The organism is Psychrobacter sp. APC 3426 (assembly GCF_030408035.1).
Classification (GTDB): domain Bacteria; phylum Pseudomonadota; class Gammaproteobacteria; order Pseudomonadales; family Moraxellaceae; genus Psychrobacter.
The window spans coordinates 1-16634 of sequence record NZ_JASDCF010000028.1; the positions used below are offsets into that span (position 1 = coordinate 1).

Consider the following 16634-nt stretch of genomic DNA (forward strand, 5'->3'; position numbering starts at 1 on the left):
GGGTAGTCGTCTTTAGCTTCAATTAGCATACGGACGGCTCGCTCTTGCATTTCAGGGGTATAGTTTCGTGTTTTCATTGTCGTATTCTCTCAGAAAATTGAGTCTCCGACAATCCCGGGGCGGTTCATAGTAAGTATGCACATTATTATTTTAGTAGGTTACAAGTTTTTATGGAGGCTTTAGCTAGGTTCGTTATACGGGCAGAGCCAGACATGGCTATACAAGTGTTTAAATGGGGTTGCAGTATTGCAATCATAGATGAAATGAGAGATTTCTGGCTGTCGAAACTTTATAGTCATCTCATAGAATACAGCTTACTAGCTATACCAGATAATCGAAAATCAGAGATATTTGAAGATGCTCTCTTATTTCCTTTAGCTACCGAAGTGAATATTGACAATGATTTTGGTCAGAGATGGCCAAACCCTGTTGTAGAATTACCTCCCGTAAGAAATGATAGTCTTAAAATCAGTTCACGTTTAGATGAAATCATAAACAATATCTCTCCGAATAATGAGGACAGCGTCCATGCTTTGATCAAACTATTTCCCTTAATTGAATCAGGTTATCTCAAACCTAGTGAGTTAGAGAAATTACGGAAAGTTGTATGGGGTAGTAAAGAAAATTATAGCATTTTACCTACATTAGGTATTTTCAATCATGCTTTATTACATCTGCCTAGTAACGACAAAAAATCATTAGCCTTAGCTATCAAGAAATATTCATTTGAAAGTAGTGATTTATATGAGATTCAAACTCTTATACCAATTAGAAATCTTGTTTTAAACGAAGAGTACAAGGAACTACCTACGAAGAAGCAAACTAGTAAGATATTTAATACTCTGACGACATGGCGATTCACTCCAAAATCGACTGATATTCCTAATTTTTTCTCCGGTAACACTGAAGAGCGTTTAGCTAAAGAAATTGCGTTTACTCTAAATGAAGCTATAACGCCTTATTTAGGAAAATCCAAATTAAATGAAGCTAATCTAAATAAATTAATTGGATTTTATCAGGAAACGGAGACCTTCGAGGTATTGTCTTCATTTATATATTTCTCTAAGAAATTTGATATGGCTTTTGATACTCTTATGAAAGATATACGTGAAGGTTTTTATAAAGAAGATATAAGAAAAGTTGTATCGTCAGCAAATGCTTTACTAAACTGGTGCAAATTTGACTTTAACGATGCATTAAAGCCATTGATCTCAAAGTTAATTTATTCAATAAACTTGAGCCGTACTAATGGACTTACAACACTAATATATACTGCAAATAAGCTATACTCTCTCGAATATTTAAGTAACGAAAACATCTCAACATTATTTGAAGTCGTTCCAATCATTTTTGATGGTACTGCCTACGAAAATGTAAATCCAACTAGTCATTTAGCCATTAACGTCACTTCGGTTAGATCTGAATGTATAAAGCTTGCTCGTGAATTACTAAAAAATAATTCAAACAGCGAGTTAAAAAGGATAACTGAAGAAGCCAAAATAGACCCTCTACCAGAAGTAAGATTTGCATAAATGGAAAATAAAAATACTTCACAATCTCCAGAGCTTGCCGGTGGTGATGGCTTTATCTATGAAGGTCATGTCATGGCCTTTTATTTAACTGCATTGTTAGCTGAAGCGAGTGCACCTGGCTGTAATGGTACGGTAGTAAATGTAGCTAGCCAGCAAAGAGACTTCGGCTATCCTTTAGATGACGTCATAATAAAGTGGATAGACGCCTCAGATCGAATTGGAACAACTAGCTTGCAGGTCAAACGCGACCTGACGATTAGCTCTGCTGACACTAATAAGAATTTTAGAGATGTAATACGTGATAGTTTAACTAGTTATCAAGATGCTAGTTTTAATAATGGTGTAGATAAGTACGGAGTGGCAGTTAGTGAAATATCCTCTGCTAAATTTCGTGATCTAGGGTTTCTCTGCCAAATAGCTGTTGAAAGTGGTGATATTGAACACTTTGAGCAACGGTTTAGTCCTAATGGGAACGCTAGTGCGGATATTAAAGTTATTAGAGAAGCCATATACCAGCTATTGGATGAATTATCTGCTACTCCGTTGATACCTGCTGAAAAACATAATTTTCTAAAACACTTTATTATTGTGAGGTTTGACTTTCTACATGACGGTGAAGTTGACGCTCATGTAGGAACACGATACATTCAATCGCAATTACCGAATAATAGTAATATATCACCTGTATTGGTCTGGTCCCATATTTACGAGTTAGGAAGAGAGTCTGCAGGAAAGGCAGGTCAGTTTGATAGGGTTCGTTTAGTCCATGAGTTATGTAAGGTTGTTAAACTCAAAGAAGGTAGAACTTTTGAGGAGCATATTTCAAAAATAAAAGAGCTTACGAATACTTACTTACATCAAATTCAAAGCGATATTGATGGATGTAGTTTAGATAGAAGTAGCTTAAAATTAAAATTTTCTGAAGTGCTTAAAACGTCCCGTTTTATTCAGATAACAGGTATGCCAGGTACTGGTAAGTCTGCTCTGCTACGTAAAGAAATTGAGAGCTATTTAGAGAGCTCGTTTGTATTGTTTTTAAAATCCGATCAATTGGTCGGTAAAAACTGGGCTCAATACGTTCAAAGCTCTGGGATACCTTCAAATCATAGTTTAAAAGAGCTATTAATTGAAATTAAATCAGCAGGCACACCCATCTTGTTTATTGATGGTATTGACCGTGTTGACAGTCAGCATAGACCAATTATCGATGAGTTAATAAGTTTGATTTTAAATGACTCACTATTAACAGAGTGGAAAATAGTCGTTACCTTACGTGAGACAGGGCTAGAGCCGCTAAGAACATGGCTTGGGTCTGTTCTTAAGCAGGCTTCAATTGGCAACGTCACTGTCAATAAATTAGATGATAATGAAGCAAATATTCTCTCAACACAGTTTCCGAATTTAAGAAGCTTACTTTTTAGTTCTTCTGAAAATGTAAAGCATGTCACTAGAACCCCATTTTTTGCAAAAACTCTATCTACGCTAAGTATATCAGATGATACATCCCCAGAGTCTGAACTAGATTTGATACATGAATGGTGGAAACGTGGCGGATATAGTGCGACGAGTCAAAAAGTCATAGATAGACAGAACGCTTTACTAGAATTAGCTGAGCATAAGGTTAAAAATCTTAGTAAACCCGTAAAAAGAAGATCGCTTACTAGCAACTTAGAATTAGATGAATTAAACAGCGACGGTGTGATTAGAGTCGATAGTAGAAAATCTGCAGTAGATTTTGCTCATGATATCTTTTTTGAATGGTCATTATTGTATAATTTACTTGAAGCTGATGATGAATGGCTCGATAAAATTGAAACGTTCGGTCAACCTCCTGCTATTGCTAGAGTTGTAGAGTTACTGGCTCAGCAGAAGCTCCAGGACGAAGAGTGGTCTATAGCAATAGAAAACCCAAAGTTTAAAACACTTCGTTCACAATGGTTGCGAGCATGGCTATTAGGTGCTATCAGCTATCCAAATATAGCGCAATACAGTAATCAATTTAGAGGCAAACTAGTTGAAAACGACTATGCTCTCTATGAGAAGTTATTGGTTTGGTTTCAAGCTGAAAAAACAAAACCTAATCCACTGATACTCGCCACTTCAAAAGACATGCGAACTGCAACATCTATGGCGTGGCCTTCTGACTTAACGTTATGGTTTAAGGTCATTAGGTTTATATTAAATGATATATCATCGTTACCTGAATTTTTGTATCAACAAATCATTGACGTTTTTTCCGTTTTTCAAAACGTAACGTTAAATACAGATTTTTCGTTAGAATTATCTTCCGAAATCTTACGGGTTACTTTAGATTGGTTATGTGAAATTGAAGGTTTAGAAGGCAGTGCTAGCACTCATAACTGGAAGTTAGTTGACGATATATCCGAATTTAAAGATTCTTTGCGTAGTTTGCTTATAACATCAACCATCTCTAACCCAGAATTTATTGAAGCTTATTTAAAAAACTTACTGACTTTGAATGAGATACCCAACGATATATTTAAATACATAATACAGTTTTCTGGATTTATTGCGCAGAAGCATCCGGAATTACTAGTAGAGCTATGTTTGAAGAAATTGCTATGCGAGCTACCACTAGACAAATATACGAGAAAGTGTGAAGAGACAAAACGAAATCAAGAGTATTGGGCACATTTAAATAGTACTCCAGTAGAAGACAGAACTGCTAAACAAAATAAGTCTCTTCAATTTAGATCACTATCTTTAAGTTCATTTTCAACTGAGAGAGTTGATGATAGTGATTGGAATGACCTTTCTATTAATACCGATTTTCTTGGTTTCTATCCCTCCTCTCCCATTAAAGAACCATTCTACTCATTATTGAAACATGCTCCTGACTCTGGTTTACGATTAATCACAGAGCTATCAAATCATGCTATTACGGCTTGGCAACAGCTTCATGAGCTATCTGATGAAAAGCTCACACCAATTCCTATCACATTAGACTTGCCTTGGGGCTCTCAAACCTTCTGGGGCAATGAGCAAGAATATATTTGGTCACGCCCATTTTGGATAAATAACGTATTATCATCAGCGTTTATGGCATTAGAAAAGTGGTGTTTTGAGCAGTTAGAAGCGGGTGCGAATCTAGACGAGTTAATTAAAAAAATAACCAAAGATCATGAATCAGTAGCTATCCTAAGTGTTATATCTGTACTCATTCTTGAACAACAGGGTATTAGCAAAACCATACTTCCTTTAGTGACGAATCAAAAGGTGCTTGATTTAGATTACTATCGGTTTACTCAGGACATACGTGGTTCATCAACGCCATTAATATCATATTCAGGTAAACACCTTACCCATAGAAAAGATATAGATGAGATTAAAAAAATATATACCAAAACAGGCTATAAGTCCTGCTTATCTAATTTGCTAACAGCATTTATATTTTCAGAATTTAGTGATGAGTTAAAAGTAATCTTAAATAAATTTAAAAACTTCTTGCCATACGATTATGAAGAGCAAATAGATAATTCAGCGGTTACTGAAAAACTATTGGAGCGAGCCAATTTCTACGCTGAGTATGCTGATAAGACTACTTATTCAGTTCAGCCTACTGAAAATGAAAATATAGTCACTATTTCACATCATAGTTCTTCTTTGGATAGTAGCAAAAACATAGAAGAACAGAAGAAAAGTGTAGATTTTCTTAGTTTCAACAATATAGCCTATTGGGCTCATAAATCTCTTTTACAAGACTCTATTGTAGAAGGATATTCTATTCAATCTGCTCTAGATTTTATAAAGGAACACGATGAGCCTGAGCTTTTTGAAGATGATTGTGAAGGTTGGACTGAGGAGTCTACTCGTACACGCATGAAACAAAATGCTATTGTTGCAGTAGCGACTATGACACTATGGTTTAGAAAAGGTTTGGCAGATGCAGATTTGATGTGGGCTCGTGGCGTTATAAATAGAGCTGTTTTAATTCCGTTCAACTCTTACGAGTGCAGTACTTCAGAAGCAAAGCTTTCCTTTCATCCAAAAATATTTTCTAGTAAAGCACTAGCTTCTGAAATAAGATTTGATCCAGCCGGCGATAACGCAAAGCTTCAGCTCTTATGCATTATTGCAAGTCCAGTAAATGAGATATCAATATCGGCTCTAAATGCATGTCTTTCATTGTATGACATTGATAGAAAACTGACCTATTCTGCTATATTTATGGCCGTATCCATGAGTTATAATTATTTAAAATATCGTAATTGTAACTCAGAGGATATAGAGAAAGTAAAGACGGAGTTACAGGGTATAGAATCTACTTTAACTGACTATCATGAATCTGATAAACAATTCATTCAATTACCAAATTGTGGAAGCCCATGGGTTGAGTTGGAAAAAGAAAAATATAGACCTTCTTCGAACTATCACTTAAATAAGTCTTTTGACGCTATAAAGTGGGAAAGATCTAATGAACAATGGGATACTACTTTTTTGAGTCATATCTTAAAGCAGCTACCTATTAAAGATTTACTACAGACATACTTCAAAGAAGAACTTCTAGGTTTTATAGAGAGTTTAATTAATTGGGCTATTGAACTAACTGAGCCTTCTTGGGCTGAAGAATATGATTTTAAAGGCAGTCGAGGCAGCTTTTACGATTTCATGGACGCTTTAGGTAATATCATAAGCATGATCTGTAGTGAGTTACCTTTTAGTGAAACCTATCATAGATTTGTAGAACCTATACTGGCTCTAAAGACTCAAGAAGGTTGGAAGCTTATAGAGCCATTAATTGGTTATTGTAGTAGCAATCTCTATGATGAATTGATTGTATCAGAAGATATTATAAAAATTTTGCAAAAGTGTTTGGATAGATTCTTACAAATTGAAGAGCTAAACAAAGATAGCTACAGAGTTGGCAGATTTGAACAACTCAAAAATAATACACTAGAAACATTAATGTTTACTCGGTTTAGCCAATTTAATGGTGCTAAACGGTTTGCAAATGAAAACTGGTCTGAGATTAATTTGATATTACCAATTATCGATAAGCTTGTGCGTGAAGCAGGTTGGGTAGGCGTTGTTATGCAAAATTTTGTACAATTATGTGAGCATGCCAAAAATGACTATCCCGCTGAGCTTTTCGCAGACCAAGTCTTAACCGTAATCTCTAAGCCTAAGCTTGTAGGCTGGCAAGGTAGCACACTATATTCAAAAATTGCTGAGCTGGTGCAATTCCTTGCAGAAAGAGACAATCCATTAAACTTGCAAACTGGGCAAAAGCTCTTAAGAATTATTGACTGGCTTATTGATCAAGGCGATAGACGTAGTGCATCACTACAACAAAGCGAATTGTTTAGAAGCATCAAGGTTAATTGAAACAAGCTAGCTAGCTATAAACTCTATATTTTATTTTTTGTTAGTACCATTAATAAATAACCTAGATATTTAAGCACCCCCGATGATGCATAATAGTGATCAGTGGTAGCCAAGTTTTTGTCAGAGTGTTTACGTTTTTTCTGTACTACCCTTACCTCATAGCCATGAAAACTCTCACGAGCACCGACAAGTATTGAGCTGTTCAGACTCAAGTCTTTTTTAACATCGCTTACAGCTTGCTCGCTATATGCCCTAACCTGCCAATGACTGGCATCAATAAGCTGACACCCTACTAGCATAAAACTCTGTAGCATCTCCAGCTGGGCCTCCTTGATACCAAAATGAATCGATGAGTTATTTAAGTTATGTTTGTGTGCAAATACTTCAATAAACACTCTCAACTTCTCAGGATCCTTTATAGATATCTGATACGCCCTATCTAATGCTCTAATTATTACTTCCTGATTTTTACTACCTTTAGGCTTACCTAGTAATAGCCTGTCATCGTCGAACAGCTCACTAGCGCGCAGATATAAACATTTAGATTCATTTAGACTTATACCATGTCTAATAGCAATTTCAGGTAACAGCTCATCTCGAGAGTTTTCTTTTAACTCCTGCAGCTCCTCTAAAAAACCTATGACGTCCGCATATTTAGGATGAATGAAAATTGAATTTGTACTCAACTCTTCAAATTCATTCAAATTACCGTTTAACAGTTGCTGGCTAGCATTGCTATCAGGTTCATCTGCATCCTTAAATAATGGTATTTTATTAACAGCTGTTTTTTTAAGGACATATGGTCTTATCTTATTTAACTGCACAGTCTTTGTCGTTGCATCATAAGCAGTTTTGTCTTGCCTATAGATAGCAGAGTAATCTAGCCCTGTTATTAGCTCTAAAACTGTTATAGGTAGCTCCAAGCGAGCGTTACTCAGCCGCTCCCCTGCCAGCAGATGAGCAGTATGAATATAATGCTCGAAGGTTGTGTCGCACGTTAAATGTCCTGAAAGGCTGGCCAGCCCAAACCAAGCACCCTGCTCTTTATGATAGCCCAGGATACCTTTTATTACTCTCTCGCACTGCTCATTGTCATAATCAGTCATCACCTGTGCCAATGGCGATTTACTTAGTACTAACGCCAGCTGACTAATCGCAGTATGCCTAAAGCTGTGAAATGTGAAGTCGTGCTCTCCTAGGAATCTGTTCCAAATTAACTTCATGAGATTACTAAAAACCACACTGGGTAACGGCTGCTCACCTGAACCTTGAGAAAACAAGTAACGACGCTTCAATCTTTTCTGCTGATGATATAACTGAGTAAATTGTTCTAGCTCGTCTTTCTTGAGTAGGCAGTTAATCGGTATAAGGCGACTTGCGCTGCTACTTTTCAATCTCCGATAGCGGTTTGGTCTTAACCAAATTTGCGGCTGCTCTATTCGTTGTCTATGCTCATCAATATAGATGTCCGCTATATCACGAACTTTAATACCCATAAGTTCTTTGATTCGCAACCCTGTTCGATACGCAAGACTTAAGACTACTAAGCAAAGGTTTTTCTGTTCATCATCTAAATCCGAGGTGACCAAATACTCTTTCATCGCATGATATATTCGAGGTGATATCATGTTCGCATTTACCACTTGGCGTTTATTACCCCACGGAAAATACACAAACGGCGCATTATAGTACGCTCTCTGATAATCATGGAAAGCTCGCAGTCTACCGTAAGTAAATTTTTGCGTATCTTTGAGCTTATCCAGATATGAAACTTTGTTTTTCTTTACGCGCTCATTCTTTAAGCCATTGAGACTATCTTGACCTAACACATCGTCTGCACAGCCAACTAAATCATCATCTATCTCTAGATTGTCTTCACCAAAGCCTGAGTCTTTGTTCAAAATAGACTGCTTTCTTCCATCCTTAATCTTACTTTGAATAATCTCCTCATAGACCGCCTCAAAGTCCTCATCAGACCATTCATCAAGATTCTCATCCATTGTTAGCATCAGCCAATCCCGACCAATACAGCCCAGATATTTACTGATGGTATCTAACCTATTATTGCTATCATTCAATAAGCTTTTTACCCATCCTAAAAGACGCATGGCGTTGGGTTGGGTTAACTCCTGCTGTAACAGCTCTACTTGTATAATAGCGGATGCTTTACTACCCTTAAGGGCATCTTGAACCTCTTTAATAAGATTCTTACTAAAACTTGGATACTCCCTACTATTGGTACTTTTTTTGTCAGATTCTGAAAAGCTTGCTACAAATAACTCTTCCCAAGTGAGCGGCTGTAGATTTGAGTTAATCACCTCTTGATTATAATTAATAAGCTTATTTGTGGTTAAGCCCGTCGTTTTAATCTTACCCTGTCTAACAATAGCCAATGCAGTGTCTATATCGCCTCCCTTCATCTGCCGCCAATGATAGTCAGCGTATTTTATTAACTGTGATAAATGCGGTTTACTTTTATCTTTATTTTGTAGTTTTAGCTTCTTACAAATATCACTGATAATGGTTTCAAACGACTTCACATCTTCTTTTTTTAACTTTTTATCTTTTAGCGCGTATAAAAAGCAAAGTGTCATATCATCAGGTATGTACTCTACATAGCGCTGTAAGCTTGTAGCAGATACATCCTCTGAGGTATGACTTTGCGTATAAGAACAACCGTAATTGTCATCATCAATGCTGAGCAAGATTAGCGCCAAACTCTCGCTGCTGACACCTGAATCTGGTAATTCATCAGTTGCTGGTAGCTGCAATTGATATATGTCACGTTCGCCTAGGAGCCATTGATACAGTGTTTTTAACACATCTATGTCATTCAATCCCCCATACATCACGCTACAGTAGAGCACTGACTCAATCAAATCATTGTTTGAGAACCTTCTTTTCCGTTGCCGTATCTCAATCATTTGCTGGCTAGCAAGGCTTACTTGAGCACCATTTACCATCCAATCATAGGATATTGTTAAATGATCACGCTCTGCTATAACTGGTACAACCGGCTCATCTAAATTCAATCCATGTAATTTGTTATAACTTCGAATGAACTCTAAAAAACCTTGCCTGGCTAAGTAATAGGTATGCGCAGTATCAAAATGCACTTCAAGTAAGCTACCAATGGTTTGATAGTATTCAGTTAGGTCTATTCCTATGGGTATGTGATTGTCATCAATATACGAAGCTATCAAAATTTTCGCCTCATTTTTGATACTCTCATAACTGTTGCTTCTGTTTTCTTCTCTTAACTGATGGGCAAAGGCATTATCCATATATGTTTACCTCTATCTGTCGCAGATTAAGCTTGCCAGCTACTTTATCTAGATCACAAGATAGTTCTTTTAGCTCATTAATGGATAATGACGACATTGGATGCATAGCCTCCTGATCTGGATGTTCATGACCATATAAGGCGCATATCAAATGCTCAGGAGACCTATTTGTTAGTAGTGAACGTAATTGATGTCTTAGCCAATTATCTTGATGACTAAAAAAATGCTTTATCTGATAGCGAACCTTACTAGGCGTAATACCGGCAAACCCTTTGGGATTTTGGCTAAATAGCTGAATGAGTGGCTGACTAGAGTTCAAAATGTTATTTATAGGAAATTGATCATTGGGGTATATAGAATTATGCATGACCGCAAATTGCTTGATATATTCAATATAATTCTGAATGGCTGTGATTAAGAAATCACTAAGAGGAATAAGCCTTCCCTGCCCTTGCCCATGACGCTCTTCTTTATCCGACACCCATAACAGCCTTTGCCTAAAGTCAAATTGATTTAAAAGTCCAGGCGCATGCTTTACAGGTCTAATCCCAGTCTGAATAAAGATGATGTGCCATAGCCAGACACCATAAGCATTAAACTGCTCAATATAACGGTCCTGCCTTATGCTTAAATTCCGCTTTAATCGACCGTTATAACTCTCAGCCGCCTCAGCAAGCTCATCAAAAAACTTTTGACAGATATCAGTATTCAAAGTCATGTCACTACCGATATGTTTTTTGTACCGATTACTTTTCGTGCTAGACATACTAAGCTGTCGCAGCTCATTTTGGCTGTCCACACTACAGTATTCGGTCAATAGCTGTATAGCACTGTAGTAGGTCTTCTCTAAGCTTATCGTTTCAATACTGGTGTAATACAAGGGCGAGCTGTGTTTCACATCAATCCCAGTAATCATGTCGGCATGTAATGGTTCTTGCAGCTCATTCTTTATAACTGTATATAAACAAGCGTCAATATGCTGATTAGATAACACTGGTAGATCTAGTTGCATTTTTAAGCTTGCCAGCACTTCAGAGACCTCATTACTATTTACCAAAAACTTATTTTCAATAACTGCTTGCAGTCTAGCTGGCAGAGGTAATTTAAATTCACTATCATGGCTTTGACGATGGGGCAATAAGTGGCTTCTACGATTTGAAGTTACGTCAATAGTATTACTTATAGCATAACTATCAGCAGCCGAACCGCTCTCATGACTCAACCACTTACGCTGACTGTTATCCAGTTCTAACTCATAAATCACATCTTGGATCTTCCGACCACTTAATAGTGACAGTAATATGACCGCATAAACCTGACGCTGCTTATAACTGACAATGGTAAAAACCTGCCACACCCGAGCGAATAGCATCTGATAGCTCAGTAGACTTAATTGACGTAGGTTGGTAGGAAAATGAAACTTATTACGGCGGGCGTGTCGATAGTTGTTTTTTAGCTTCCATTGCTGCAACTCTGAGGATTTAGCGGTTGTCCTAGAGGGCTTAAAATCATTATCTAAGAGCGCAGGCGGGTCATCATCAGCAGTATTCTCAGCGTCCGCCACGTTATCATTTTTATGAGGTTTACCAAATATTGTGAATCGTACTGGCTCATCAGAGCTATCAAGGTATCGCTTATTAGTATGTTCTTTACTAAGCTCATTGTTTTGTGAGTTGGTATAGGTTTTACCTACAAACGCTTTGTTCTCTGCAACTACTTCATAGGCAAGTCTTATTTGACCAATCTTACCAGCCAACTTTTGATTAACTACTTTGCCTGAATCTTCATCATTCCTTATTTGTGCTTCATATTGACGTAACAGCGCTAGCGCCTTCGTCAGTGAAACATGTTGAGCATGGATGTTAATTAGTTTTTTAACAATCTCAAATTGTGGGTTATTATCCTTTAATCCCATCCTTAGACGCACACTTAGCTGATTAACTTTGGCAGAATGGTCATCCTTACGTATAGAAATCATAATAATTATTTGCAGATATGCACTCATAAACTGCCATGCTTCACTATCACTACGTGCTTGGCCATACCTCTGGTAAAACAAGACCAGCATATAAGTGACTGCCCAATCTTCAATCTTTTTCTCTTTGACGACTATCTTGGCAATAGCTCCACATTCAGACGATGCAAATACTGGCATATCTATATTGGTCTGCTCACTACTATGTAGGCAAAAGCCTGAATTAATATAAAGGGTGTTAATAATCAGGTTTTGTACTTTTATACAGTACGGTGAATCCAGTGGCACTAGATGATCTAAAACCCTCTGTAATTCGCTGTTATCAAACTGATTTATGTTCATTAGGGCCTACCACTCAACCAGCTCATACTTTGAGGTATACCTAGAACTCGCTCTTCTATTGCAAACTTACATTGGCGATATTCATAACTACTCTGGCTGATACCTGCAAAATGGCAATATTCCCTTACCGTTAGTTGCCTAACCCCCATTAGTTGACATATAACACTTTGAGGGGCAGTACTTTTAAGCGCTTTAAACAGATCAGGATGGTGAATACCTTTCAAGAACATCAAGCCTATAACCTCCATCCATGCGAGCTGCTGAACGTCTTTAATACTTTCAGGGATGATTAAACATGGGTAATCACTATCATTCTCGAATTTTAAGACCTGATCGACTCTTTGGAAATCGTTAAAGAAATAAAAGCTGTTATCTCCTCCATCAACCAAGCGAAGTGGTGGACGGTAGAAGTTATCCAAAAACTTCATATTGATATAAGTCGCTTTAGGCCGCAATCTCTGCCAAACAGATAAAGCGGCTCTAGCATATGGATGGATATACAAATCATCCTTACTAGGATTGGCAAGTTTTTGCATAACCTTAAATTTATTATTTCTCATCATTTATATAATAATAGTGAATATAATTCATGTTATCCAATAATCTCTTAGGTGTCAAACACTTTAGTATTGTGGGGCTTGAAATCGCAAAACAATTAATCTCATTAGATAGTTAATATTATTTTAGATATAAAAAAACCTCTTAACACTATAGGATATATAGCTTCAAGAGGTTATTACATTTTATATTTTTGTTAGGTGAGAAGGTTAAAATTGGGGTTTGAATAATTATCAACATATCATTTATAGTAGGTTTAATATTACGACAGATAGAGGATAAAAGATGGACAGAATCGACGCGATACGCGCTTTTGTAGCGGTCGTGACAGAAGGTAGCTTTAGTAAGGCAGCAATCACTATGCAGCAATCACTATGCAGCTCTCACCGCAACTGGTCAGCAAGTATGTGGCAAGATTAGAGGAGCAGCTCCATACTCGTCTGCTTAATCGTACGACTCGCAGAGTCAGCGTAACTGAGGCTGGTAGCCAATATTTTATCCACGCTCAGCAGATTTTATTGAGTATTGATGAAATGGCAGCGCGATTGGGCGGCTTGCAGCAGCACCCTAAAGGTATGCTGCGAATCAGTGCGCCCGTCTCATTTGCCTTAAAGCATATGGCAAAACTGATTACTGACTTTCAAGTACGCTACCCTTCAGTTACTGTCGATCTACAGCTGAGCGACCGAAAAGTCGATATTATTGAAGAAGGGTTTGATATTGCATTGCGTATCGGACAGCTGGAAAGCTCATCGCTTATCGCTTATCGCCAAGCAAATCGCGCCTATTCGTGTGGTTTTATGCGCATCGCCTGACCATCTAAAAATTCACGGCACGCCTAAACAACTTGAGGGTTTAGAAGGGCATCGCTATTTGCATTATAGTTATATGAATATAGAGACTAAGGGACAAATTTTTAAATACCTAAAGACAAAACAGCTTAAGGAAAGCAGTATTTTTCGTAGTAATAACGGCGATGTATTGGTTGAAGCAGCTATTGAAGGTGCCGGACTAGTATTGCAACCGACTTTTATTGCTAGCAAAGCGCTAAATACTGGCAAGCTAGTAATAGTATTGCCAGAATATGAACCGAGCCCTCTAGGCTTATATGCCGTTTATACCCATAAAAAACTGCTACCTCATAAGATCAGATGTTTTATTAGTTTTTATGACGGCCTATTATGGTGCACCGCCATATTGGGATGAGCAGATAATTAGCGAATAATTCAAAGCACTATTTTTGCCGTATCTTTTTACACTTAATAGATAGGCTCAATTACGATTATTACTAGATTTTATTGGCTTATTCATCATCGAAAACATTATCACTAAACAAAGCCCACACCTGCGAGCCTCAAATAAAAGCTGATAAAGGCACAGGCTATTATTGAGCAAGTGACATCAGTGGCCAAGGATTTTTTAAAGGCTATTAGCGACTGTGACATCGAAAAAGCCGTTAATCTAGTTATCGCCGGGGACATTAAAAACTATCGAATGGATGGTGCGGCTGGCAAGGTGGCTTTGAATTAATGAGCGTTTGCAGAATTAACTTACATCCATAATTCAAAATTGTTAGATGTAATTACCTATAATATTGCAGATCTACAAATAGCATTTATAGACCTGCTGGTTACTTACCAAAATGTGCACATGCTATATCGATAATTCATCTAAGGCTGTTTATATAAAGCTTGTACTACAAATTGCTAATCATAAGATTTGTCAGGTGACTTTGTGAATGTTGGAGTGTGATAAAAAACAATAATCTATTACTAATAATAGCAAATAACTATACCTAAAAGGTATAGTTATTTGCTAAATAGGTCTTGGACATGTGATCCAAGAGTGTCTATCTTTAATACAAAAAGCGATGTATAAATTAAATATATTTAAAGTCTAAAGTAGTTTGAATATATTTAATTCCTTCAGAGTAAAAGTCTTGCTTGAACTTCTTAAAAATAGATTAGGGATATCTAAATGATTGAGACCAAAGAGCCGCCTTTGAAGGACGTTATGGAGACAATAAGCTATCCAATGATTTTGACTGGCTTATTTGGTGGGCTTGTGTTGGCTTGGCTTCTACCTGATAGCTTATCCTTTGCTGGACGTGCAGCAGCAGGCGGTGCATTATTAATGGCAATATGGTGGATGACGGAAGCTATTCCGATTCCAGTGACTTCAATGTTGCCGCTCATAATATTTCCATTATTCGGTGTTGGCACCTTTGGAGAAATGGCTGCTCCTTATGCAAATCCAGTAATCTTTTTGGTATTAGGTGGGGTAATACTGGGTCTAGCAACAGAGCGTAGTGAATTGCATCGTCGTGTAGCATTACGCACTGTACAGATCGTAGGCACACGTCCTGATCAAATTGTCCTAGGAATGATGATGTCTTCAGCTTTCATTTCAGCATGGATTTCTAATACTGCGACAGCGGTTATTATGGTACCAATTGGCGTTTCAATTCTGAAACTAGTTCGAAACTTAGAAGGTCAGGAAAGCGGAATACATCATGACAGGAAGTTCTCTGCTGCCTTAATGTTGGGTATCGCTTATGGAGTTACAATAGGTTCTACTGCGACGCTTATAGGGCAGCCACCCACGGCTTTAATGGCTGCTTATCTACAAGAGCAACAGGGTTATACTATAGGTTTTGCTGAATGGATGATGGTTGGTGTGCCTTTTGCCATTGTCATGCTTATTATAGCTTGGGTTTTACTCACTAAAGTGATTTATCGTTCTAAATTAAGGGAGCTACCAGGTGGTGCTGAATTAATTCGTAGAGAAGTCGATGCCCTTGGACCCATGGCTAAGGCTGAAGCACGGGTAGGAATGATATTTCTAGGTGCTATATTTTTTTGGGTTGCAGTACCTTTACTGACTAAAATATCTGCCGTGGATGAGGTGCTACCGTTCTTGGCGGGAATTTCTTCTTCACAAGTAGCGATGACGGCAGCAGTTGCTTGTTTTATTGTATCCTCTGGTAATAAGAACAATAAGGGTAAGAGCGTTGCTTTACTGACTTGGGATGCTGCGCGTGACATTCCGTGGGGTTTGTTGCTACTGTTTGGCGGTGGTTTAAGTCTTTCGGCCGCTTTCACCTTAACTGGTTTGTCAAATTGGATTGGCGAACAGGTAGGCTCACTGGGAGACTTGCCTCCATTATTAATAATGATGGTTGCCGCTATAGTAGGACTGGGATTAACAGAGCTTACTAGTAACACTGCAACTGCAGCTGCTTTCTTTCCTATTATGGGAGCAGTTGCCATTGGTGTAGGAATTGATCCTTTAATTATGACAGCATTGATGACATTATCAATTTGTTCGGCTTATATGCTGCCAGTTGCTACCCCTTCTAATGCGGTAGCTTTTGGTTCAGGTGAAGTATCAATCAAGCAAATGGTGCGTGCTGGGGTCTGGTTAAATATCATTTCACTGGTAGTGATTTTTATAATGATTCAGACATTAGTGCCGATGGTTTTGGGACGTTGAATTTAGCTTCTAGTTTACAATGGGTTTAACTTCAAACACAGTAAGTATAAAGTAGATTGGTGTCGAGTTAAGAAACCTAATATTATATTATATTAGATTGTTGAA

Annotated in this window: 8 protein-coding genes; 5 read left to right on the forward strand and 3 right to left on the reverse strand. The window is 37.6% G+C overall.

The annotated features are described in order from the left end of the window. The first annotated feature begins 170 nt into the window (after positions 1-170). A complete protein-coding gene (locus QL919_RS11840) occupies positions 171-1532 on the forward strand; it encodes a hypothetical protein (protein ID WP_290189698.1) in 1362 nt (453 codons plus the stop codon). After that, a complete protein-coding gene (locus QL919_RS11845) occupies positions 1533-6878 on the forward strand; it encodes an NACHT domain-containing protein (protein WP_290189699.1) in 5346 nt (1781 codons plus the stop codon). A gap of 23 nt (positions 6879-6901) precedes the next feature. On the opposite strand, the gene QL919_RS11850 is transcribed toward QL919_RS11845, so the two are convergent. The 3 genes from QL919_RS11850 to QL919_RS11860 are packed head-to-tail and all read right to left on the reverse strand — an operon-like array spanning position 6902 to position 13015. Beyond that, positions 6902-10162, reverse strand: a complete 3261-nt coding sequence (locus tag QL919_RS11850; RefSeq protein WP_290189700.1) for a site-specific integrase — start codon at positions 10160-10162, stop codon at positions 6902-6904. Further along, positions 10155-12479 (reverse strand): hypothetical protein, encoded by a 2325-nt coding sequence (locus QL919_RS11855; RefSeq protein WP_290189701.1) that lies wholly within the window; start codon positions 12477-12479, stop codon positions 10155-10157. Before QL919_RS11855 ends, QL919_RS11850 begins: the two co-directional genes overlap by 8 nt. After that, the gene (locus QL919_RS11860) at positions 12479-13015 is read right to left on the reverse strand and encodes a hypothetical protein (protein ID WP_290189702.1); all 537 of its coding nucleotides are present in this window, start codon (positions 13013-13015) and stop codon (positions 12479-12481) included. Before QL919_RS11860 ends, QL919_RS11855 begins: the two co-directional genes overlap by 1 nt. A gap of 396 nt (positions 13016-13411) precedes the next feature. On the opposite strand from QL919_RS11860, the gene QL919_RS11865 reads away from it, so the two are divergent. From QL919_RS11865 to QL919_RS11875, 3 genes are all read left to right on the forward strand, one after another. Continuing rightward, a complete protein-coding gene (locus tag QL919_RS11865; protein ID WP_290189703.1) occupies positions 13412-13852 on the forward strand; it encodes a LysR substrate-binding domain-containing protein in 441 nt (146 codons plus the stop codon). Next, positions 13758-14243 carry a substrate binding domain-containing protein gene (locus tag QL919_RS11870; protein WP_290189704.1) on the forward strand — a complete coding sequence of 162 codons (486 nt, stop codon included), beginning with the start codon at positions 13758-13760 and terminating at the stop codon, positions 14241-14243. The genes QL919_RS11865 and QL919_RS11870 overlap by 95 nt, the downstream gene beginning before the upstream one ends. 771 nt (positions 14244-15014) lie before the next feature. Beyond that, the gene (locus tag QL919_RS11875; protein WP_290189705.1) at positions 15015-16529 is read left to right on the forward strand and encodes a DASS family sodium-coupled anion symporter; all 1515 of its coding nucleotides are present in this window, start codon (positions 15015-15017) and stop codon (positions 16527-16529) included. Positions 16530-16634 lie beyond the last annotated feature (105 nt).

Excerpts from the sequence above, each read along its gene's own strand:
- QL919_RS11860 (WP_290189702.1), bottom strand. The coding sequence starts at position 13,015 with ATGCAAAAACTTGCCAATCCTAGTAAGGATGATTTGTATATCCATCCA.
- QL919_RS11850 (WP_290189700.1), bottom strand. The coding sequence starts at position 10,162 with ATGGATAATGCCTTTGCCCATCAGTTAAGAGAAGAAAACAGAAGCAAC.
- QL919_RS11875 (WP_290189705.1), top strand. The coding sequence starts at position 15,015 with ATGATTGAGACCAAAGAGCCGCCTTTGAAGGACGTTATGGAGACAATA.
- QL919_RS11845 (WP_290189699.1), top strand. The coding sequence starts at position 1,533 with ATGGAAAATAAAAATACTTCACAATCTCCAGAGCTTGCCGGTGGTGAT.
- QL919_RS11840 (WP_290189698.1), top strand. The coding sequence starts at position 171 with ATGGAGGCTTTAGCTAGGTTCGTTATACGGGCAGAGCCAGACATGGCT.
- QL919_RS11855 (WP_290189701.1), bottom strand. The coding sequence starts at position 12,479 with ATGAACATAAATCAGTTTGATAACAGCGAATTACAGAGGGTTTTAGAT.
- QL919_RS11865 (WP_290189703.1), top strand. The coding sequence starts at position 13,412 with ATGCAGCTCTCACCGCAACTGGTCAGCAAGTATGTGGCAAGATTAGAG.